At 47.0% G+C, this 22,139-nt stretch carries 16 protein-coding genes and 1 pseudogene; 7 read left to right on the top strand and 10 right to left on the bottom strand.

Going from position 1 to position 22,139, the window contains the following annotated elements:
* Positions 1-19: 19 nt before the first annotated feature.
* The 3 genes from BM257_RS00325 to BM257_RS00315 are packed head-to-tail and all read right to left on the bottom strand — an operon-like array spanning position 20 to position 3,421.
* Complete coding sequence (locus BM257_RS00325; protein ID WP_177215959.1) at positions 20-1,525, bottom strand: SLC13 family permease; 1,506 nt, start codon at positions 1,523-1,525, stop codon at positions 20-22.
* Positions 1,526-1,555: 30 nt separating this feature from the next.
* The gene (locus tag BM257_RS00320; protein WP_092067102.1) at positions 1,556-2,839 is read right to left on the bottom strand and encodes an O-acetylhomoserine aminocarboxypropyltransferase/cysteine synthase family protein; all 1,284 of its coding nucleotides are present in this window, start codon (positions 2,837-2,839) and stop codon (positions 1,556-1,558) included.
* 6 nt (positions 2,840-2,845) lie between these two features.
* Complete coding sequence (locus BM257_RS00315) at positions 2,846-3,421, bottom strand: uracil-DNA glycosylase family protein (protein WP_092067100.1); 576 nt, start codon at positions 3,419-3,421, stop codon at positions 2,846-2,848.
* 942 nt (positions 3,422-4,363) lie between these two features.
* On the opposite strand from BM257_RS00315, the gene BM257_RS00310 reads away from it, so the two are divergent.
* The 3 genes and pseudogenes from BM257_RS00310 to BM257_RS00300 all read left to right on the top strand — a co-directional run bounded on the left by BM257_RS00310 (position 4,364) and on the right by BM257_RS00300 (position 10,149).
* Positions 4,364-7,369, top strand: coding sequence for a PEP/pyruvate-binding domain-containing protein (locus BM257_RS00310; RefSeq protein WP_092067098.1), 3,006 nt, complete (start codon positions 4,364-4,366; stop codon positions 7,367-7,369).
* Positions 7,370-7,484: 115 nt separating this feature from the next.
* Positions 7,485-8,555 (top strand): annotated as a pseudogene (locus BM257_RS00305) (PIG-L family deacetylase); the annotation flags it as partial.
* A gap of 4 nt (positions 8,556-8,559) precedes the next feature.
* On the top strand, positions 8,560-10,149 hold the full coding sequence (locus BM257_RS00300) for a beta-N-acetylhexosaminidase (RefSeq protein ID WP_092067094.1): 1,590 nt from the start codon (positions 8,560-8,562) through the stop codon (positions 10,147-10,149).
* Positions 10,150-10,152: 3 nt separating this feature from the next.
* Here the strand turns inward: BM257_RS00300 and BM257_RS00295 are convergent, their stop codons facing one another.
* From BM257_RS00295 to BM257_RS00265, 7 genes are read right to left on the bottom strand one after another with little or no spacing between them, the layout of a single operon-like run.
* Positions 10,153-11,154 carry a YqiA/YcfP family alpha/beta fold hydrolase gene (locus BM257_RS00295; protein ID WP_092067093.1) on the bottom strand — a complete coding sequence of 334 codons (1,002 nt, stop codon included), beginning with the start codon at positions 11,152-11,154 and terminating at the stop codon, positions 10,153-10,155.
* A gap of 21 nt (positions 11,155-11,175) precedes the next feature.
* The gene (locus BM257_RS00290; protein ID WP_092067091.1) at positions 11,176-11,748 is read right to left on the bottom strand and encodes a hypothetical protein; all 573 of its coding nucleotides are present in this window, start codon (positions 11,746-11,748) and stop codon (positions 11,176-11,178) included.
* Between the two features lie 12 nt (positions 11,749-11,760).
* Positions 11,761-12,351, bottom strand: a complete 591-nt coding sequence (folE, locus tag BM257_RS00285; RefSeq protein ID WP_092067089.1) for a GTP cyclohydrolase I FolE — start codon at positions 12,349-12,351, stop codon at positions 11,761-11,763.
* Positions 12,351-12,944: an SPOR domain-containing protein gene (locus BM257_RS00280; protein WP_255405406.1), complete on the bottom strand. Its 594-nt coding sequence runs from the start codon at positions 12,942-12,944 to the stop codon at positions 12,351-12,353. Before BM257_RS00280 ends, folE begins: the two co-directional genes overlap by 1 nt.
* A gap of 7 nt (positions 12,945-12,951) precedes the next feature.
* Positions 12,952-14,883: a triose-phosphate isomerase gene (gene tpiA, locus BM257_RS00275; protein WP_092067087.1), complete on the bottom strand. Its 1,932-nt coding sequence runs from the start codon at positions 14,881-14,883 to the stop codon at positions 12,952-12,954.
* Entirely contained in the window at positions 14,883-15,431 is a 549-nt protein-coding gene (locus tag BM257_RS00270) for a DUF1599 domain-containing protein (RefSeq protein ID WP_092067085.1), read from the bottom strand. Before BM257_RS00270 ends, tpiA begins: the two co-directional genes overlap by 1 nt.
* An 8-nt stretch (positions 15,432-15,439) precedes the next feature.
* A complete protein-coding gene (locus BM257_RS00265) occupies positions 15,440-17,095 on the bottom strand; it encodes a phosphatase PAP2 family protein (RefSeq protein WP_092067083.1) in 1,656 nt (551 codons plus the stop codon).
* 88 nt (positions 17,096-17,183) lie between these two features.
* On the opposite strand from BM257_RS00265, the gene BM257_RS00260 reads away from it, so the two are divergent.
* From BM257_RS00260 to BM257_RS00245, 4 genes are all read left to right on the top strand, one after another.
* Positions 17,184-18,641, top strand: a complete 1,458-nt coding sequence (locus tag BM257_RS00260) for a CCA tRNA nucleotidyltransferase (protein WP_092067081.1) — start codon at positions 17,184-17,186, stop codon at positions 18,639-18,641.
* Positions 18,642-18,862: 221 nt separating this feature from the next.
* Positions 18,863-19,756 carry a helix-turn-helix transcriptional regulator gene (locus BM257_RS00255; protein ID WP_092067079.1) on the top strand — a complete coding sequence of 298 codons (894 nt, stop codon included), beginning with the start codon at positions 18,863-18,865 and terminating at the stop codon, positions 19,754-19,756.
* Positions 19,753-20,886, top strand: a complete 1,134-nt coding sequence (locus BM257_RS00250) for an N-acetyltransferase (RefSeq protein ID WP_092067077.1) — start codon at positions 19,753-19,755, stop codon at positions 20,884-20,886. Before BM257_RS00255 ends, BM257_RS00250 begins: the two co-directional genes overlap by 4 nt.
* Positions 20,887-20,889: 3 nt before the next feature.
* A complete protein-coding gene (locus BM257_RS00245) occupies positions 20,890-22,113 on the top strand; it encodes a beta-ketoacyl-[acyl-carrier-protein] synthase family protein (protein ID WP_092067075.1) in 1,224 nt (407 codons plus the stop codon).
* Positions 22,114-22,139 lie beyond the last annotated feature (26 nt).

The raw sequence follows: 22,139 nt of genomic DNA, 5'->3' as shown, positions 1-22,139 counted from the left end.
CAAATTGTTAATCTTTGGGCTAGAGAATCTTTAAGGTTCCCATCATATAGACCAGTCCGAAGCCTAAGATCATGGAGATGATACCCATGATAGCACCCAGTTTGATCATGTCGTTCTGCTTCACAAAGCCCGTAGCAAAAGCCAGTGCGTTCGGTGGTGTGGAGATAGGCAGGATCATGGCAGACGATGCCGCGATGGCAACACCGATGAGTACAGTAGGCGTGCCACCGATGGGGTCGAGTTTGTCACCCATAGCCGAACATACAATGGCAAGGATAGGCATGAGGAGTGCTGCCGTAGCGGAGTTCGATATGAAGTTGGACAGGATGTAACAGATGGCGCCACCGAGTAAGAGAATGAGCAACGGGGAGAACTTCCCGAAGGGGATACTTTCCACGGCATTGGCAGCCAGTCCTGATGCATTCAGTCCGTAGCCTAACGCGAAACCACCCGCTACCATCCAGATGACACTCCAGTTGATCTGCTCGAGGTCACGCTTGTTGATGACTCCCGTCAAGGCAAATACCATAAACGGTATCATGGCGACAGTATAAGAGTTGATACCTGTCAGACGGTCAAACAGCCAAAGTGCCACGGTAATGAAGAAAGTGATGATGACGACCCACGAATGGAAGCCTTTCTGCATACCGCCCTCGATGTTCAGTTCAATACGTTTCTGGGTAAAGGGGAATATTCTCAGCAAGAGACGCCAACTGATGAATAGGAGTACGATAACTAATGGGAACATGAACATCATCCACTGACCGAAACCCAGTCCGAGGTTCAACCCCTCAGGGTCGTTAAGGTATTTCAGTGCGATGGTGTTCGGCGGTGTTCCGATAGGTGTACCCATACCACCGAGGTTTGCTGCGATGGGGATAGACATGGCGAGTGAGACACGTCCTTTACCCTCTGGAGGCAGTTGACGGAATACTGGTGTCAGGAATGTCAGCATCATAGCGGCGGTAGCTGTGTTTGACACAAACATCGAGAACAGGCCGGTGATAAGCAGGAAACCCAACAGCACCATCTCGCTCTTCGTGCCGAAGGGCTTCAGCAGGACTTTCGCCAATTGAGCATCCAAGCCTGTCTTAGTGGCAGCGATGGCTAAAACGAAACCACCGATGAACAACATGATGACAGGATCGGCAAAAGTAGCCATCACCCCTTTGTATGACAACAGTTTTCCTACCTCTTCCTCGTTGACCATGGGTAATATACCACTGTCGCTACAGAAAAGCAGCATCAGTACGATGATGGCGACGGATGTTGCCCACGATGACACGATCTCCATAATCCACATCAGGGTAGCGAATGCGAAGATAGCGATAATACGTTGCTGGATGACAGTAAGATTCTGGATGCCGAACCATTCGGTGGGCATGTTCCATAGAAAGAGAGTGACCAAGGCTACTAATGCAATTTTTATAGCCCGTTTAGTGCCATCAGCAGGATGATATTTCCTCTGATGCCGCATTTTGTGGTAAGCATCAACAAGATGGAAACCTTCGTAAATGTGAAACATATCTTATTTAATTGTTTAATTTTTACATTATTAAATTTTCTCCAGTGCCTGCTTGATGTCGTCAAGGATGTCCTCTACGTCCTCTATACCAACAGATAAACGAATCAGATCGGGTGCCACACCAGCCTCGCGCAGTTGCTCATCACTGAGTTGGCGGTGGGTGTGACTGGCAGGATGCAGTACGCAGGTACGGGCATCGGCAACGTGTGTCACTATATTGATCATCTCCAAGGAGTCCATCCATTTGATGGCGGTCTCACGGTCACCCTTCAGTCCGAAGGCGATGACTCCACAGGAACCGTTTGGCAGGTATTTTTGTCCAAGCTCATAGTAGGCATCGTCTTTCAGACCACAATAATGCACCCAAGCTACTTTGGGATTGTCGTGCAGAAACTCTGCTACTCGTTGGGCGTTCTTACAGTGCTGTGCCATACGCAGATGTAGCGTCTGCAGTCCAAGATGCAGCAGGAATGAGTTCTGGGGAGCAGGGATACTGCCAAGGTCACGCATCAACTGAGCGACCAGTTTCGTGGTATATCCCATCTTGCCGAATGCCTTCACGTATGTCAGTCCGTGATAGGACTCATCGGGGGTGCATAGGCCTGGAAACTTATCGGCATGGGCAAGCCAGTCAAAGTTGCCGCTGTCTACGACAACGCCTCCTACCTGTGTGGCTAGTCCGTCCATATATTTCGTGGTAGAATGTGTCACAATATCCGCACCCCATTCGAAAGGCCGACAGTTGATAGGTGTGGCAAAGGTGTTGTCGATGATGAGGGGTACTCCGTTTTGATGGGCAATGCGGGCAAACTTCTCAATATCCAATACGGCACATCCCGGGTTAGTGATGGTCTCGCCGAATAGTGCCTTCGTATTAGGTCGGAAAGCAGCTTGTATTTCCTCCTCACTAGCCTCTGGGTTAACAAAGGTACACTCGATACCCAGTTTCTTCAAGGTAACATTGAAAAGATTATAGGTGCCACCATATATCTCATTGGAAGTCACGAAATGGTCGCCAGCCTCGCAGATATTAAACAAGGCATAGAAATTGGCTGCTTGTCCTGATGAGGTCAATACGGCACCTACACCCCCTTCCAGGGCTGCTATCTTCCCGGCTACCGCATCATTGGTCGGGTTCTGCAGGCGGGTATAGAAATAGCCCTCTTTCTTAAGGTCAAACAGTTGTGCCATCTCATCCGAGTTGTCATACTTAAAAGTCGTACTCTGAATGATGGGCAACTCAATGGGTTCTCCATTCTTCGCTTTGTAGCCAGCCTGTACACAGAGAGAGGCTGTGCGTAGTTTCTTTTCCATATATCTTTAGTTATTAATGATGTTCAATAATATTTTGTATTTCTCTGCTTTCTTCAGTATGCTTAAGGGGTAGGCACGGGAACTACTGGGCATCCGATAGAGGCGCATATCCTTGTCAGAATAGTGGAAGGGCGTGTAATCCCCCACAGCAGGCTGTGCAATGTGGAAATGTTCCGTCAGGATGTCCGTCGCCTTCTGTCCCGTCGTGACGATTGCGTCACAGTCGGGTATCTGTCGCAGCAGACCGTCGATGTCCGTCTCCTCCACCACCTCCAGGTCCTTGTCCGACGCAGTATTCTTCGTCCTCACCACCGCACATGCCGTATCATAGAGGGCAATACCTTTGGTACTCAGGAATAATTCTATCTTTTCTTGCTTAAAACGTTTGTTTGTCAGGTCGACGAAATAGTCTTTGTCTTGAAAGCAGACAAGCCCCCATATCCTCCACATGTCATTGTTGAAGTTAGGGTAGAAGAAATCCATGCACCATCTTTTCCGTGATGGCGGGAAACTGCCGAGCATCAATATCCTCGCATGGGCGGGCAGAAACGGTTGTAATGGATGTTGTTCTATCTCCCTCATGGGACTCTTTTCCAAAAACAACTGCAAAGGTACGATTAAGTAAGAAGAAAACCAAAAGAATTTTGAGTTTTCTCAAACGTGAGCACCTTCGACGAAGTCAAAGTTACGAATAAACGAGTGAAATCTTGAACCCTTAACCTTCACCCCATGAAGGCGGCACCTTCGACCCTCGAAGCCCGTACCTTCGACCCGAGGAAGCGGCACCTTCGCAGGCAGGAGGTGCCGCCTTCGTAAAACACCCCCGTTAGATGCTTTTTATTCCGATATCTCCTATCTCAGTAAATTCACTGAATTTGGTGAGTAAATTCACTGAATTTACTGAGTAAACACACTGAATTTACTTTCATAGGAGATACTAGTGTCAAAAGCAAACAATAAGGGATACCATCACTACACTCGTTTTTACCCCATTTTAGGGGCAAAAACGCATTCGTTGTCACTGTTGCCGCTTCGTTGTTACCCACAACCGTCTGATAATCAAATAGTTTTGCAAGGCGGCAACGGTGACAAGGGTTTTAAAAATTACGTGTAGGGAATGGTGGATCAACCGACCCCAAATTTTCCTCTCGGTTTTATCAGAAAAGCCGATAATTTCTTGCGTATCTCAAAGGAAATGTCCTGATTATTTTTAGTAATTAATTTTGGTTGTATCAGAATATATTAGTATCTTTGCCTTCGTTAGACAATAACCGGCATCCCGCAGGTGCTCTATGAGTATGGACCGCTACGTTTCGTCCGCATGGACAATGGAACCGTCAAGAAGGTCATGAAGCATTGACCAATCCTCGAAAAGAATTCGCATTCGAGAAAACTCAAAATTCTTTTGGTTTTCTTCTCACATAATCGTACTTTGACCTTTGGTCGAAGGTACTCATGCTCGAAAGAAAAAATAAATGAATTTATTTTGTTCTTTGCTCACATAATCGTACCTTTGCAAAATGTATGGAAGAGACTAATAAAATACCGAATGAGTGGAATCAGTTCTACTTAAAAGATGTGTCGTTTGTCAATCTGATGACACGCCGTATCTTCAATATCCTGATCGTTGCGAACCCTTATGATGCCTTTATGCTGGAGGATGACGGGCGTATTGACGAGAAACTATTCGACGAGTATATGGAACTGGGGTTGCGTTATCCTCCTACGTTTACCCAGGTGAGCACGACGGGAGAGGCAGAAGAGGTGCTGAAGACAACAGACATTGACCTGGTAATCTGTATGCCTGGCAATGCCGATAACGATGCTTTCGCCGTAGCACGTGATGTGAAGCAGTTGGCTCCTCATATTCCCTGTGTAGTACTGACTCCGTTCTCACATGGTATTACCAAGCGTATAGAACATGAAGATATGTCCATCTTCGACTATGTGTTCTGTTGGTTGGGGAATACCAACCTCATCCTTTCCATCATCAAACTGATAGAGGATAGGATGAATATCGAACATGATATCAAGGAGGCTGGCGTACAGATGATCATGCTGGTGGAGGATAATATCCGATTCTATTCCTCAGTATTGCCCAATCTTTATAACTATATCCTCGCCCAGAGTAAGAATTTCTCGACGGAGGCATTGAACCCCCATGCTGCTGCCCAGCGAAAGCGCGGACGACCTAAAGTGGTGCTTGCCACCAATTACGAGGAGGCGATGGCTTGGTATGAGAAATATCATGATAATGTATTGGGTGTGATTAGCGATACCCGTTTCCCGATGAAGACCGTTCCTGGTCGTCTCTCCCATGTGGAAGAGGGAGATGCGGAAGCAGGACTGAAACTACTGCGTGAGATTCGTAAGCGGGATGAGTATGTACCGCTGATTTTACAAAGTAGTGAGATTGTTAACAAAGAGAAGGCGGAGGCAGAAGGTTTTGATTTTGTCGACAAGAATTCGAAGAAGATGAATGTCGACCTGCGTCATATCATAGAGGAGCACATGGGTTTCGGTGATTTTATCTTCCGTGACCCGGTGACCCGTGAGGAGATTATGCGCGTGTCGTCTTTGAAGGAGTTGCAGGATAATATTTTTAAGATTCCCAATGATTCGATGCTCTACCATATTTCCCGTAACCACATGAGCCGTTGGTTGTGTGCCCGCGCCATTTTCCCTGTCTCTGCTTTCCTGAAGACGGTGACATGGCATAAGTTACAGGATGTGGATGCTCACCGGCAGATTATCTTTGACGCTATCGTCCAGTATCGTAGGATGAAGAATATTGGTGTTGTCGCAGTGTTCGACCGCTTGAAATTTGACCGATACGCACACTTCGCCCGTATTGGTGAAGGCTCCTTAGGAGGAAAAGGACGTGGTCTTGCTTTCTTGGACAATATCATCAAGCGCCATCCAGAGTTGAACCAGTTTGAGAAAGCTGCCGTTTCCATCCCCAAGACAGTCGTTCTCTGTACTGACTTCTTCGATGAGTTCATGGATAAGAATAACCTATGGACTATCGCCCTGAGTGACGCGTCAGACGAAGAGATCTTACAGCATTTCCTGAGGGCGCTGTTGCCTGACACTTTGATAGCAGACTTCTTCACTTTCTTCGATGCGGTGAAGTCACCTATCGCTGTACGCTCCAGTTCATTGCTGGAGGACAGTCACTATCAGCCATTTGCAGGCATCTATAGTACCTATATGATTCCTTATCTGGATGACAAGTACGAGATGCTCCGTATGCTTGCCTGTGCCATCAAGGGTGTCTATGCCTCTGTCTATTACAAAGACTCGAAGGCATACATGACAGCAACCTCTAATGTCATCGATCAAGAGAAAATGGCGGTAATACTGCAGGAGGTGGTGGGACATCAGTATGGTGACCATTATTATCCTACGTTTAGTGGTGTCTTGCGGTCTTTGAATTACTATCCTATCGGTGATGAGACAGCGGAGGAGGGTATCGCTTCCCTTGCCTTGGGCTTGGGCAAGTATATCGTGGACGGCGGACAGACGTTGCGTGTGTCACCCTATCATCCTCATCAAGTGTTACAGACTTCAGAGATGGAGACGGCACTGAAAGAGACACAAACACGTTTCTATGCGTTGGATATGTCCCATGTAGGTGACGATTTCAAGGTGGACGATGGTTTCAATATCAAGAGTCTAAGAGTGAAAGAGGCAGACAAAGATGGTTCCTTGAATGGTATCGCTTCTACTTATGATCCCTCTGACCAGATTATCCGTGACGGTATCTATGAGGGTGGGCGCAAGGTCATCTCGTTCTGTGGGGTCTTGCAACAGGGTATCTTCCCTTTGCCTGAGATCCTGCAGATGGCACAGAAATATGGCTCTGAGGAGATGCGACGCCCCGTAGAGATAGAGTTTGCTTGTAATCTGAACAGTACTCCACAAGGTACTACTGGTGATTTTTATCTGTTGCAAATTCGTCCTATTGTCGACTCCAAGCAAGTCTTGGATGAGGATCTAGCCGTTATCCCAGACGAACAGTGCCTGCTGCGTTCCCAAAACTCTTTGGGTCATGGTATCTCTGAGGATGTTGTAGATGTGGTCTACGTCAAGACAGATGATGATTTCACAGCGGCAAACAATCTTTATATCGCAGATGAGATAGAAAAGATAAACCGAAAGTTCCTTGATACTGACAAGAACTACATTCTTATCGGACCGGGGCGATGGGGGAGTAGTGACTACTGGCTTGGGATTCCTGTTAAGTGGCCCCATATCTCAGCTGCCCGTGTCATTGTAGAGACAGGTCTGAAGAATTATCATGTGGATCCTTCGCAGGGAACACATTTCTTCCAGAACTTAACATCTTTCGGAGTAGGCTATTTCACCATCAACACCTATACGGGTGATGGTGTTTTCCAGAAGGAGATTCTTGATGCTATGCCTGCTGTCGAAGAGACAGAATATGTGCGTCATGTCCGCTTCGAGCATCCGGTGAGGATCATGATGGATGGAAAGAAACAACATGGTGTGGTGCTGTTACCGTCGTAAGAAAGGAACAGCCCTGTCGTTATTGCTAGAAACCTAAAACTGATAATATATGAATCTCCATTTGACTGATACCATTCAGATGCCAGATCACCAGTTGCGTAAGCAAGTCATCGCATTATGTAATAAGGTGGGGAAGCCCTTGTTAAAGTTATCTACGAAAGACTATGAGGACAATGGGCTGGGAAACCTTGTCAAGCAATTCAGCGGACAGGCTGGTCTGGTAAACATCGAAGTTTTTAATGAGTTGCAGCATACCATCACGGGATGGCCTGGTGGCAAGCCGAACGTGGATGACAGCAACCGACCAGAGCGTGCTACACCTTATCCCAAACGTGTCATCGTGTTCTCACCGCATCCTGACGATGATGTGATCTCGATGGGTGGAACCATCCGTCGCCTGATACAACAAGGGCACGATGTGCATGTCGCTTATGAGACGAGTGGGAATATCGCTGTGGCAGATGAGGAAGTCCGTCTTTATATGCATTTCATCAATGGCTTCAACCAACTTTTTGCCAATGGTTCTGATGAGGTGATCAAGATTCGTTATCAAGAGATCATGAACTACTTGAAACAAAAGAACGAAGGTGATCTGGATAATCCCAGTATTCTAACTGTCAAAGGATTGATTCGCCGGGGAGAGGCTCGTAATGCCTGTAGGTATAACCATATTGAGAAGGATCATATTCATTTCCTCGACCTTCCTTTCTATGAGAGCGGGAAGATTGAGAAACTTCCTGTCACAGAAAAGGATGTACGGATGGTACAAGAGCTGATAGCCGGCATACAGCCCCATCAGATTTATGTCGCTGCCGATTTGGCAGATCCTCATGGTACTCATCGCAAGTGTACGGACGTTGTGCTTGCTGCTGTTGAAGAAGAAAAAGCAGCGGGTGCCACATGGCTTGATGACTGTAGGATATGGATGTATCGCGGTGCATGGGCAGAATGGGATATTGCGGATATCGAGATGTGTGTGCCGATGAGTCCAGAGGAACTGTTGGAGAAACGTAATGCTATCCTCCGTCATCAGAGTCAGATGGAAGGTGCCCCTTTCATGGGAGATGATGTGCGGTTGTTCTGGCAACGGGCGCAGGATCGTAATCGTGAGACAGCGAAGCGTTATGATGAGTTAGGCCTGGCTTGTTATGAGGCAATGGAGGCATTTGTGGAATATAAGTTTTGAGAAGATGAGAAATTGGGTGGTGTTGCTGCTGATGAGCTATGTGTCTGTTGCGGTAGCGGAAAATACTGATTATCAAGTGGTTCCTCTTCCACAAAGTGTACAATTGCAGAAAGGTGAGCCTTTCGCTTTCCAAGAGGATGTGCGTATTGTGGCACAAGAAGGTTTGCAACGTGAGGCAGCTTTCTTAAAGGAATACCTTTTCGAGATGATAGGGAAAGAACTGTCTGTCGTCTCCAAACCTCGGAAGGGTGAGCGTAATATCTCCCTCTCTGTTTCCTCAAGGATTAGTCAAGTGGAAGGGTATGTACTTACTGTTGACAAAGAGCATGTTTCTATTGAGGGAGGTTCTGCCGCAGGTGTTTTCTATGGTATACAAACCCTTCGTAAATCATTGAGTGGGGATTCCGTACTGGCTCCTGTCATCATTAAGGATGCACCTCGTTTCTCTTGGCGGGGTATGCATCTCGACTGCTCCCGTCATTTCTTCCCAGTGTCTTTCGTGAAGAAATTCATTGATTTGTTGGCATTACACCAGATGAATGTGTTCCATTGGCATCTTACGGATGACCAGGGATGGCGTATAGAAATCAAGAAATGGCATCAACTGATCACGGTAGGCTCTCATCGTACTGGTACAATTATCGGTACGAACTCTGACATTGATGATGAGATACCTTATGGTGGCTACTATACCCAGGAGGAAGCGCGTGAGATCGTCGCTTATGCCCAAGAGCGTCATATCACCATCGTCCCGGAGATAGACATGCCAGGTCATATGCTTGCCGCACTTGCCAGTTATCCGGAATTAGGATGTACGGGAGGTCCTTATCAAGTGGGACATTACTGGGGGGTCTATAAGGATGTCCTTTGTGTAGGTAATGAAAAGGTGTACCATTTTGTGGAGGATGTGCTGTCGGAAATCATGGATATCTTCCCTGCAGAGGTTATTCATATCGGCGGTGATGAGACTCCAACTGAGAAATGGGAACATTGTGCGAAATGTCAGTCGTTGGAGTTAAATGGTCATACCTTGCAGGGTTATTTCACTAAACGTGTTACTGACTTCCTGACAGCCCACCATCGTCGTGCTTTAGGATGGGATGAGTTGTTGGATAACAAGGCTCCACAGGATGCGATGATTATGTCTTGGCGTGGAACAGAACCTGGTGCTAAGGCAGCGGAAATGGGACATGACGTGGTGATGGCTCCTACGACCCATTGTTATTTCGATTATCAGCAGGTGAAGGACGTTCTTTTTGAACCTAGTCGCTGTGGTGGCTTTATTCCCATAGAAAAGGTGTATAGTTTAAATCCTGTTCCTGATAGTCTCTCCAAGGAGGCAAAGCGACATATCCTTGGTATACAAGCTAACCTGTGGTCGGAGTATATGACGAACGAGCGTATCGTAGAGTACCAGGCTCTTCCCCGTATGTCAGCACTTGCTGAGGTGCAGTGGACACAGCCATCACGAAAGAACTATGATGACTTTATCATACGACTGACTCGTATGACAAAACTATACGACAAATATCATTATTATTATTGCAAGCATTTGTGGCCCGACCGTCAGATGCCCAGTCGTTGGCAATTCTGATGTCTATTGCCCACCAAGATGTGAGAAGTACTCGATGATGTCCTCCCATGTTTTGAACGTGTCGGAACCGTACTCCAGGAGCGTTGCCAACGACCCCTCTGATTTCTCCTGTCGAGGGGAGGTTATCAGGTAGTCCCCATAAAGTAACTCACGGCGTGGGGTAAAGATGGTATGCCGCCATGCGGGGACGTTGATGTAATCATCGAGCCATGCCATCTCTGTCCATCCTCCATGAAGAGGTGGTGGTGCCACAAAGAATACCTCGTAGTGCTCAATCAATAGTCGAACGGCTTTCTGTACGGATGATACTGGCTTCTGGTAGGAGTCCATCATCGTCTCTATACCTATATATATAATAGGACGCTGCCTTTTCTCCTGCTTATCATCAATCCAACGGATAACAGGGACGACGGAGTGCATATAACTTTGGTCGTCCATGCGGTGCGCTCCGTGGAAATGAGTGGCTTGCGAGTAGTGCTCGCAGAAAATACCCATCGTGTCTACCAAGTCGTCCTTGTCGCCAAAGAGTCCGTAGACTCGCTGCTCATCCTCTGGGGTAATCCCGATGAAGCGTTGTTCCGAAACTTCCCGATACGCTTTGACAAGCGCTTTATCGACATAAAATTCTTGGATGCCGTCTAGTCGAGGATTTTGAAATTGCTGTGTTCCCGTCATACCGTGTTCTCTCATCGTTTCTGCTATTTCCAGAGCAGGGTTGATGCAGATACGATCGAAACCACGCAACTGTTCTGTGTACATACCTCCCATGGAAGTACCGATAATAAGGTCGGGTGCCTCTGCCTCACAGATATGATGTAACAAGGCAATTGCTTCATGGGGGTTAATAGGTAAATCGGGAGCGATGACACGTGCGTTAGGCATTACGGAACGCAGACGTGTCACCGTTCCCGACTGTCCGCTGGAGGCGAAGCCGTGACAGTATAACACTTTCTTTCCCGCCATCAAATCGGGAAACTGTTTGATATACGAATTCTCAGCAGCCATGTCAGACGGTAGTGTGACCGTTTAGTTGTCGGGGTCACCTAAATAGTGATACTCCTTGATATTTGGATTCTCTCCCACATACTCATCTTGTGGAGCAGGATCGATGAGTCGTTCCTTGTTGTAGTTCTTAATGGTGCTTACGAACAAGATGATGTCACTGTATTTAATGGTGGGAATAACGAGATTAAAGATACCGACACCTACGCGGATGCCCTCCGCACTCAGATTGTTACGTAAACGGGCTGTGGTGTAGAAAGAGTGGCGGTAAATCTCCAACTTGTTATACTTATGAAAAGCCTCCATGACCTCCTTGTCGTTAAAGGTGGTGTCTGCCTCTGTGAAGATACGACTGAAATTTGCCACAGCATCATCAATGGCATCACCTTTAATACTGTCGTTCTGTTGTATACACTCACGGATGTTGTCCATCATCTCCGTTTCCATCTTCTCGTCAGAAGGTACTGTGATGACAGCAATCACAAAGAGAACGAAAAGTAATACTAAAAGGATAATGATTTTACCCAAGCAGCTATGATAAAATTCTTGAGGAAGGGATTGCTTGGTGCGATATGAGTTTTTGTTGTCTTGTTCCATATATGAAATTGATTAAATCGTCGTGTTATTATGTATCAGATTCATAAATTCCTGTCTGGTCTTGGCTTGGTTGAATGCGCCACTGAACTCGCTAGTGGTCGTGATGGAGTTTTGTTTCTCAACACCACGCATTTGCATGCACATGTGTCTGGCTTCAATGACAACCATGACTCCAAGGGGGTGCAGTGTCTCCTCAATACATTGTCTGATCTGCAGTGTCATGCGTTCTTGTACTTGGAGACGGTGTGAGAAGATGTCTACCACACGGGCTATCTTCGAGAGCCCAGTGATGTAGCCATTGGGAATATAAGCCACATGTGCCTTCCCATAGAAAGGTATCATGTGATGCTCACAAAGCGAGAAGAAGTCAATATCCTTGACGATGACCATTTGACTGTAATCTTCTTTGAAAAGAGCCTGTCGGAGTACCTGATGGGCATCCATAGTATAACCTCGTGTCAATACCTGCATGGCTTTTGCCACACGCATCGGGGTCTTTAACAACCCCTCACGGTCAGGGTCTTCTCCCAGGAGTGACAGTATCTCTTTATAATGGGATGCCAGTTCATCAAGTCCTTCTCTGTATTCTGTTTCAGGATTCATCAGTATGATACGGTTATTTTGCCTTTTACAATGGATGCCTGTTTATACCCCATGTTCTGTAGTCTTACCATCATCTGGTATGCTTCCTCATAAGTACGGAAATTACCTACACGGCAGATCCAACGGGGAGAGTAGAAATGAACATATACAGCCACATTGGGTATTTGTGACTTGATATTGTTACGTATCTGCTCAGCTGTCTGACGGTCTTTACGGGAATTACCACCAGCAAAAGCCTGTACACGGTAGCCCATGATTTTCTGGGTGGCTTTCCTTGCAGACTCTACCGGTTCTGTTTCCGTATTCTCTGAGTCAGTGGTCGTGCTGTTAGTGGTACTTGCCTGCTTGTTGTCTTTGGTGGCCTCTGGTTGCTTCTTGTTGTCAGAAGGCTTTTGATTTTGTACACCAGTAGCAGTGGGATCGTTTACCAGTTGGTCGATTTCCTCGTTTTGATGAATGGTCACAGTCCCTTTCCCTTCCACATGTTTCTGGACACGTTGGGTGAAAGTCTGTGCATTGGCATGCGTCAACATGCCAACACACAGGATGAAAGTGACTATCCATCGATTACGACGAAAGGATATTCGCATCATGTCTTTTTTATTTCCAAGCATCGATGATACCCTTGAAGTCAGCGCATTTCAAAGAAGCGCCACCAATCAGACCACCGTCGATGTCAGGTTTTGCGAAAAGCTCAGGAGCATTGCTTGCCTTACAGCTTCCACCATAGAGGATGCTGGTGTCCTCAGCAACAGCCTTACCGTATTTGTCGGCAACGATAGAACGGATGTATGCGTGGATCTCCTCAGCCTGCTCAGCGGTAGCGGTCTTACCGGTACCGATGGCCCAGATAGGCTCGTAGGCGATGACGATCTTACGGAAGTCCTCCTCGCTGAGGTTGAAGACACTGCCTTCCAACTCTGCCTTCACGACTTCGTTCTGCTTGTTAGCCTCACGCTCCTCAAGGGTCTCGCCGATACAGAAGATGACTTTCAGACCGTTCTTCAAGGCGAGTAATACCTTCTCCTTCAGAATCTCTGGGGTCTCCTTGTAATACTCGCGGCGCTCAGAGTGACCGAGGATGACATACTGGGCTCCTGTGCTCTTCACCATCTCGGCAGATACCTCACCAGTGAAAGCACCCTTCTCCTTGTCAGCGCAGTTCTCAGCTCCAAGACCAATCACGTCTTGATTGATGACCTGAGCCACAGAGGCAAGGTGGATAAATGGGGTACAGATAACTACACCACAGTTGGGTTTGTCGGCAGCCAGTGCCTCATTCAGTTCTTTTGCCAAAGCAACACCTTCTTGCAGGTTCAGGTTCATTTTCCAGTTTCCTGCTACAATTTTCTTTCTCATGTCTTTACGTTTTAAGATTTGATATAATTTAATTGTTTTTTCACCTTTCTTTATCCAGTTCGACCAGGCCCACAGGCGGTCGGCGATGGTCAGCAATACCAGCGGCAGGACATACCACAGGAGTATCACCAGAATTTTCTTCGGTACGGAGTCCTCGGGCATCTTCCCTATCTTCGTCTTCTCTAGTGGTGCACTCAGCTCGTCTTCCCCTGGCAGGATGTTGTGACTCCATTTGCGGATGATGGTACCATCCTTGAGAAGCATCAGTCCTGGGTTACTCCGTATTATTGTCTTCAAGACAATATCGTCTGTCTGGCAGAACGTGTATTCCGCTCCTGTGCCGTCGCGCCACTTGGTGATCGCCTTCTCCCCACTTGCCGTCAAGCAGTAGAAAGGATAGCCTTCCTCCATCGCATATTCGTAAATCAGGTTCAGTCTGCCGAACTGACTCTCGTCAGCCTCTTCCAGATGGGGTGACACCAGCAGGAACACGTAGCCTTTGTCATTCAGCACGGAGTCAGTGATGTCATTCCCGTCGTCTATGCGTTCTAAGAAGAACTCACTATATGGTGACTCTTCTCCCTCCATCATCTGTTGCCATCCTTTCCTCAGGTCCGTTCCAATATGATAGGGACGAAAATCGAAGTATGGCAGTTCGTAGAGTGACTGTCCTGCCACTATCAGGATGAACAATGCTGTGAAGTTCATCACAATCCATTGGTTCGTCCTTGATACGAAGCGCATCATATCCAGTGGATAGCATGCCAGCAGGATGGCACAGGCAAGGAGGATGATGTTCTTCCAGAATGTCTGCCAGTTGGTGAGCACGATGGCATCCCCAAAACAACCACAGTCACTGATGGGATTGGCGAGAGCCAGCCACAGTGTCAGTGGTGTCATGATCATGAGCCATACCAGAATGACACGTGTCACTACACGTCGTCGGATGGCAAAAAGCAGACAGATACCGAGCCAGAACTCGGCAGCCGACAGGAGTACTGACAGGATGAGTGTCAGACCATCGGGAACGTAGGCTCCCAGATGCAACGCCTCCAGATAGTCGGCTATTTTGTATTGTGTGCCCAGCGGGTCTACTGCCTTGACGAATCCTGACAGGATAAACGCCAGCGCGACGACCAGTCGGGCAATGTTCATTATGATCTTTCTCGTCATCACTCACTCAACTTGATCGCTCCGAAGACCGCATAGTTGATGATGTCCATGTAGTTGGCATCGATGCCCTCGCTGACAAGAGTGTCACCTCCGAGATTCTCAATCTCCTTGATGCGTTCTATCTTGGTGAGGATGAAGTCTGTATAACTGCTGACGCGCATACCACGCCACGCCTCGTCGTAGTCATGGTTCTTGCGTTTCATCAGCTCTAGCGCCTCCAAGGCATAGCGGTCATAGAGCGCCATCGCCTCCTTCGGCTGCATGTCAACAGTGTCAGAGAAGCCCTGTGCCAGTTGGATAAGTCCCACGATGCCATAGTTAATCAGGGCGATGAACTCAGGACGGATGCCTTCGCCCACCAGCGACTCTTTCTTGATCTCCAGAGATCGGATACGCTTCGCTTTGATAAACAACTGGTCGGTGAGGGACTGAGGACGCAGGATGCGCCAGGATGCACCATAGTCATGGAGCTTCTTCTCAAACAGGCTACGACATTCCTGCATCACCTGCTCGAACTGCGCGTTGGTTTTCTCGTTTTCCTTTGACATGATGTATTTTAGAAATTAACAGCGAACGAGGCGCCCAGCACGAAGGAATGCATGGTCTTCTTGATGCTCTTGCTGGCTGTGAAAGTCTCTTTAATCTCAGCTTCGCTCATGTTTTCAAAAGCTGATGGATACATGGCGTAAGGAATGCCTCCGTAGTTGTAATTCATCGTGTAGGTCTTACGGGCAACATCGTAATCAAGGAATACCTTCCATGAGAAGTTTTTCTTGTAGGCATAGGTAAGCGAGATACCAGTACCAAACTTCATGGTATTATTACCATCAACGGTGAAGTAGTCCCATTCCACGTCGTATTCTTTACCAGTTGGCTGATCAGGTTTGTCTCCTTTGTTATATTCTTTACCTGCTATCTTGGCATTCAAAGAGAGTTCCTGCATAATACTACGACCAATGAGCAGTTTGCTGCCTAAGGCAAAACGGTTGGAGAGGGGGAAATTGAAATAAGCACCGAGGTCTACAGCAAACTCCGTCAGGTGGTCACTCTCGATCACGAAGTCAATATCGTCAATCGAAGCCTCTATGTCTTTCAGCTCTTCATCATCTAACTGACTTATTTCATCATACATATAATATACGTCCTCCCAGGCAAAGTCAGTAATCTTATTCCATCCCTTGATAGGTGAGCTCTTCACACGCAGTCTACCACCCACACCGATATAAGGATTGAAGAAGTAAGCACCTTCAGCACCAACTACTGTGGAAGCCTGGAATTTCAGGTTCAGGTTATCGGACCATCCGTAATTTTCCATGTCGAAATCGAGGTCGCGAGTTCCCAGTCCGATACCCATCGAGATAGAGAAGAACGAGGGGTGATCAATGACATTGGGGGCACCGATGATGTCGTTGCGCAGCAGACCTTTGCCTTTGAAGAGCAGGTCGCAGAGTGCATAGCCTAACTCACCGGACAGCATACCAATACCGGCACCAGAGAGCACGTCACTGATCCAGTGGCGGTTGTTCAACACACGCATCACACCTGTTGCCGTAGCCACACTATAACCAGCTACCGACCACCAGGGAGAACGGGTGAGACCATATTCCTTGTGCAACAGTGTAGCACCAACGAAGGCTGTGGCAGTATGTCCAGAGGGCCATGAGTTGGCTGTACTTCCGTCAGGACGCATCTCCTTGGCTGTGTGCTTGATGGTGTTGACAAGGAGTGCCATGATACCATAGCCCATACCGGCGCTTGCCAACAGACGGGGCCAGTCGCTGCGTCCCTCGTAACCGCCTAATTTCAGACCGACAACGGCAGCAGGACCGAAGAACTGGGTATAGTCGTCGATACCAGTCTTGAATTTTGTTACCAGTGAGTGCTTTTGCTGCTGTTTGAAGGCGTTCTTCTCACTCTTGGCAATGATACCGGCAATGAAAAGGGGAACACCAGCGAATGTCATGTCTTCCATGAATTTATATGGTCTGGTGCCAGGGTTTGTGCGTGACTTGAAGAACGCAAAATCCATTTTGGGCTCTGGAGCTGTCATTGACAGTTCGCTTCGGTAACCGTTCTCATTACTAAATGTACCAAGCTCTGCCTTCATCTCGGGAACTGTGAGCTTTAACGGCTCCATGTCCTTATAGCTGTCCGTATTGGCTTGAACAGCTATAGTCATAGTCAGGAAAATAGCGGTTAATAAACGTTTCATTCTTGTTCTACGTATTTAATTAATTATTAATTTGTGTGCAAAGTTACAAATATTTTTGTACTTTTGCAACCGAAAAGAGAAAAATGTCATGAAATTATATTCTGATGCCGCTTTGGCAAAGATATTAGACCAAGAAATATTCCATCAGATCAGTGCTGTCGCAGACCGCTTGGGTGTTGAGTGCTATGTGGTGGGAGGGTATGTTCGTGATATTTTTCTGGAGCGTCCTTCCGACGACATTGATGTCGTTGTGGTGGGCAGTGGTATTGAGGTGGCGTCAGCACTAAAGAAAGAATTGGGAAAGAAGGCACATCTCTCTGTATTCCGCAATTTCGGAACGGCTCAGGTGAAGTTCTCGAGGAACGAGGAAGGAGGAACGAGGAAGGAGTACGAAATAGAATTTGTAGGAGCTCGCAGGGAGAGTTATAGCCACGACTCACGTAAACCTGTTGTGGAAGACGGGACGTTAGAGGATGACCAGAACCGTCGCGACTTTACGATTAATGCGATGGCAATTTGCTTGAATAAGGAGCGATTTGGTGAATTAATTGATCCTTTCAATGGTATTGCGGACCTGCAAGATCATATGATAGCCACACCCCTCGACCCGGAGGTGACTTTTTCCGATGATCCCTTACGTATGATGCGTTGTGTCCGTTTTGCCACTCAGCTCAATTTCCAGATTGAGGATGACACCTTTGACGCACTGGGAAGGATGGCTGACCGTATTAAAATAGTCAGTGGGGAGCGTATAGAGGTAGAGCTGAACAAGATCATGATGGCGACTCATCCCAGCATAGGTTTTGAGTATCTGCAACGTAGTGGGTTGTTGCAAATCATACTCCCGGAGCTTGCTGCTCTGGATATCGTGGAAAAGAAAGAAGGACGGGCGCATAAGAACAATTTCTACCACACCCTTGAGGTCTTGGAGAATGTTTGTCGTCAAGGAGCGCCTCTGTGGCTGAGGTGGGGTGCGCTTTTGCATGATATCGGCAAGACAAAGACGAAACGTTGGGAACCTAAGACGGGATGGACCTTCCATAACCATAATTATGTTGGCGCGAAGATGGTACAGGACATCTTCCGCCGATTGAAACTGCCGATGGGTATGGAGATGCGTTATGTGCAGAAACTCGTTGATCTCCACATGCGTCCTATTGCTATTGCTGACGAGGAGGTGACCGACTCTGCCGTACGTCGTTTGCTGAATGACGCAGGTGATGATATTGATGACCTCATGACCCTTTGCGAAGCAGATATCACCTCGAAAAATGAGGTGCGTAAACAACTGTTCTTGGAGAACTTCCGCATGGTGCGTGAGAAACTGGCAGACTTGAAGGAGAAGGACTATAAGCGACTTCTTCAGCCAGTCATCGATGGCAACGAGATCATGGAACTCTTTCATCTCTCTCCCTCTCGTGAGGTAGGTGTCCTTAAGCAATATCTAAAAGACGCCGTTCTCGATAATAAAGTAGAGAACGAACGGGAGTCGCTCATGCGTCTGTTGCTGGAGAAAGCGAAAGAGATGGGGTTGGAAAAGCAATAAAAGGCTATAAACGGTTAAAAGCAATATCTAAAAAGAAGTGAAGGCGGCACCTTCTTGTTACCTGTAATATTCTGATTATCAAATATTTTTGCAAGGAGGCAACGGTAACAAGGGTTTTAAAAAATACGTGGGGAAAAATAGGAGGGTTTGCTATCAGCAAGCGTTGGAATTCCAAAGAGAACAGTATATGCGAAGAAAAGAACGTCGAAAGTTGGAAAATAATGTTTAATTTTGCAGCGGAAAAGATGAAGGTCCGTATGCAAGAGTTGAAAATTGTCCATGCGATGGAAGATGAAATTCTCTTTGTAGACGACATTAGGGATGCAAAGGATTTGCCTTCCATTAGTATGTCGTATAACTCCATTGTACATTGTCGAAAAGGACAAATTATCGTTGAAATGGGTGGTAACCATCAGGTGAAAGTCATTTCAGGGCAATTGTTGTTGATACCTGTGGGAAAGCTTGTCAATCCTATGCTTGTCAGCACTGATGCAGAGGCAACTGCTTTGCTGGTGTCAGACAGGATGTTGAAATCGGTATTGGGTAATCAGATTAATATCTGGAACAAGGCGATGTACATGCGTGAGATTTATGTCGTGGATGGCAATGACTGGTTAGGGAGTATACAGAAATATACCCATTCTATCTTCAAAATTGAGAAGATGCCGTTATTGTCCCGTGAGATTATGGTGTCGTTCTTGCGAACGACGTTGTTGATGATTTGTGAGGAACTGCTGCGTCATGAGGATATGGCGTTAGGGGGCGATACCTCAAGTATTCACGACAAGGAAATCTTCAACCAGTTCCTGCAGCTATTGTCCAGCCAGGAACAGAAACGCCAGCGTGTGTCATTTTATGCCAGTCAGTTACATATCACACCCAAGTACCTTTCCTTGATATCGAAGAAGGTCAGTGGCAAGAACCCCATGCGATGGATTACGGAGAGTACGATGCAAGACTGCTACTCTTTGCTGAAGGAGACGGATATGAGTATCAAGGAGATTTCCAACAAGTTGGGATTCCCCAACTCCTCGTTTTTTAGTCAGTATTTCCGGGAACAGGCAAACGTAACCCCAATGGAATACCGTTTGGAACATAAAAGAGTTGTGCGATGAATACGGTGAAGGTCAAACAGGTACATGATCACAGGACGATGAATGATTTCGTTCATATTGTGGATAGCATCTATGGGAATTGTCCGCAATATGTGCCTGATTTGGAGTCAGATGTGCGGAAGCTCTTCAACAGCCGGAAAAACCCGGGATTGGAGTTTTCCGACATCCAGGCTTTTGTCGCATACCAAAACGAACAGCCTGTGGGACGTGTCGTGGGAATTGTTAACGGGAAGGCAAATCAAAAATGGAAAGTACGGAATGTCCGTTTCTCCATGATTGAGTTTATTGACGACATGACAGTTTCCAGTGCTTTGCTGAAAGCAGTTGAGGAATGGGGTAAGACAAAAGGAATGGATGCCTTGCAAGGACCATTGGGTATCACCGATTTTGACAAAGAGGGTATGCTCGTGGAGGATTTTGATATGCTAGGTTCCATGAATACCATTTATAACCCGGACTATTATCCTCGTCATATGGAGGCCTATGGACTGGTTAAGGAAGTGGACTGGTTGCAGGTTCGTATTGATATTCCCCAAGACATACCGGCAAGATATGCCCGTGTGGCACAATATGCCAGGGAACAGATCGGGTTACGGGTGGTGAAACTCACTGTGAAAGAAGTCTTCCAATTAGGATACGGGAAAAAAGTATTCGCCCTCCTGAATGAGTGTTATCAGCCTATCTTTGGCTTCTCGACCTTGTCAGAAAAGCAGATGAATACCTTCATCAACAAATACCTCCGACTGATAGACTTAAACCTGATTCCTGTCATTCTCAATGATCGCCAGGAAGTGGTGGGTGTTGCGATTACGATGGGTAGTCTGTCAATGGCGATGCAAAAGGCAGGTGGTCGTTTGCTTCCGATGGGGTGGTACCATTTGTTGAAGGCATTGAAATGGAAACGGGAGGATCACGCGGAGATGTTGCTTATTGCTGTTCGTCCCGATTATCAGGGACTCGGCGTGAATGCGATGTTCTTCAATGACCTCATACCTATTTATAATAATTATGGATTCAAATGGGCAGAGACAGGTCCGCAATTGGAGGATAATGTCCGGGAACTGTCTCAGTGGAAGCCTTTGCATCCACAGTTTGTGAAACGCAGAAGATGTTATAAAAAGAATATATAAAAAATGGAAAGAAGAGTAGTAATTACGGGAATGGGTATTTGGTCGTGCCTTGGTACGACCCTTGACGAAGTACGCCAGTCCCTGTACGATGGTAAGAGTGGTATCATTTTTAGTCAGGAACGTGTGGATGCAGGATTCCGCTCCCCTTTCTGCGCTGATGTGCCGAAAGCTGACCTTAAACCTTATGTGAATCGTAATTTCAGACAGTTCATGCCAGAGGAGGCACAGTATGCCTATATGGCAACACGTGATGCTTTGGCAAGTGCCCGTTTGGAACAAGACTATATAGACCAGCATGAGGTGGGTATTATCTATGGTAATGATTCCGTAGCTGAGGCTACCATGCGTGCCCTTGACAAATTCCGTCAGTTCGGGTCTACCGCTGCCTGTGGTAGTGGCGCCATCTTCCAGTCGATGAATTCCACGGTGACTATGAACCTTGCCTGCCTGTTCCATCTGAAAGGTATCAACCTGACGGCATCGGCAGCTTGTGCGTCTGGCTCACAGTCAATTGGTCTGGGTTATCTGTTGATTAAGAACGGACTACAGGACTGTGTCGTATGTGGTGGAGCCCAGGAGGCAAACATGTATGGTGTCGCCTCTTTCGATGGCATCCAGTCGTTTGCCTTGCGTGAGGATAACAATGCCTCCAAGGCAAGCCGTCCTTTCGACCGTGATCGTAACGGTCTGGTACCTGGTGGCGGTGCGGCAACCCTGATAATTGAGGACTATGAGAGTGCTGTCCGTCGTGGTGCTCCTATCCTTGCCGAGATTGTAGGATGGGGCTTCTCTGGTAATGGTGACCATATCTCAACACCAAATGTGGCAGGACCAGCTCGTTCTCTTGAGCTTTGTTTGCAACAAAGTGGTGTTAATATTAAGGAGATTGGCTATGTGAATGCCCATGCCACTTCAACGAAGATCGGTGACAGCCGCGAGGCACAGGCAATTGCCCAGATCTTTGGAGATTATCGTGTGCCAGTGACTTCCACGAAGAGTCAGACGGGTCATGAGATGTGGATGGCTGGTGCTTCTGAGATCATCTATACTATGTTGATGATGAAGAATGACTTTATCGCAGGTAATGTCAATTTTGAGAATCCTGATGATGAGACGGCATGTGTCAATGTGATTCCAGAGACAATCGAGGCTCATTTCGACACATTCCTCAGTAATTCATTCGGCTTTGGCGGTACTAATTCGACCCTGATCGTGAAGAACCTATAGTCGCAATATCGCAATATCGAAATAAC

It is taken from the genome of Prevotella sp. tf2-5 (assembly GCF_900115435.1).
Taxonomy (GTDB): Bacteria; Bacteroidota; Bacteroidia; order Bacteroidales; family Bacteroidaceae; genus Prevotella.
This window is presented reverse-complemented; position numbering and strand designations above follow the sequence as displayed.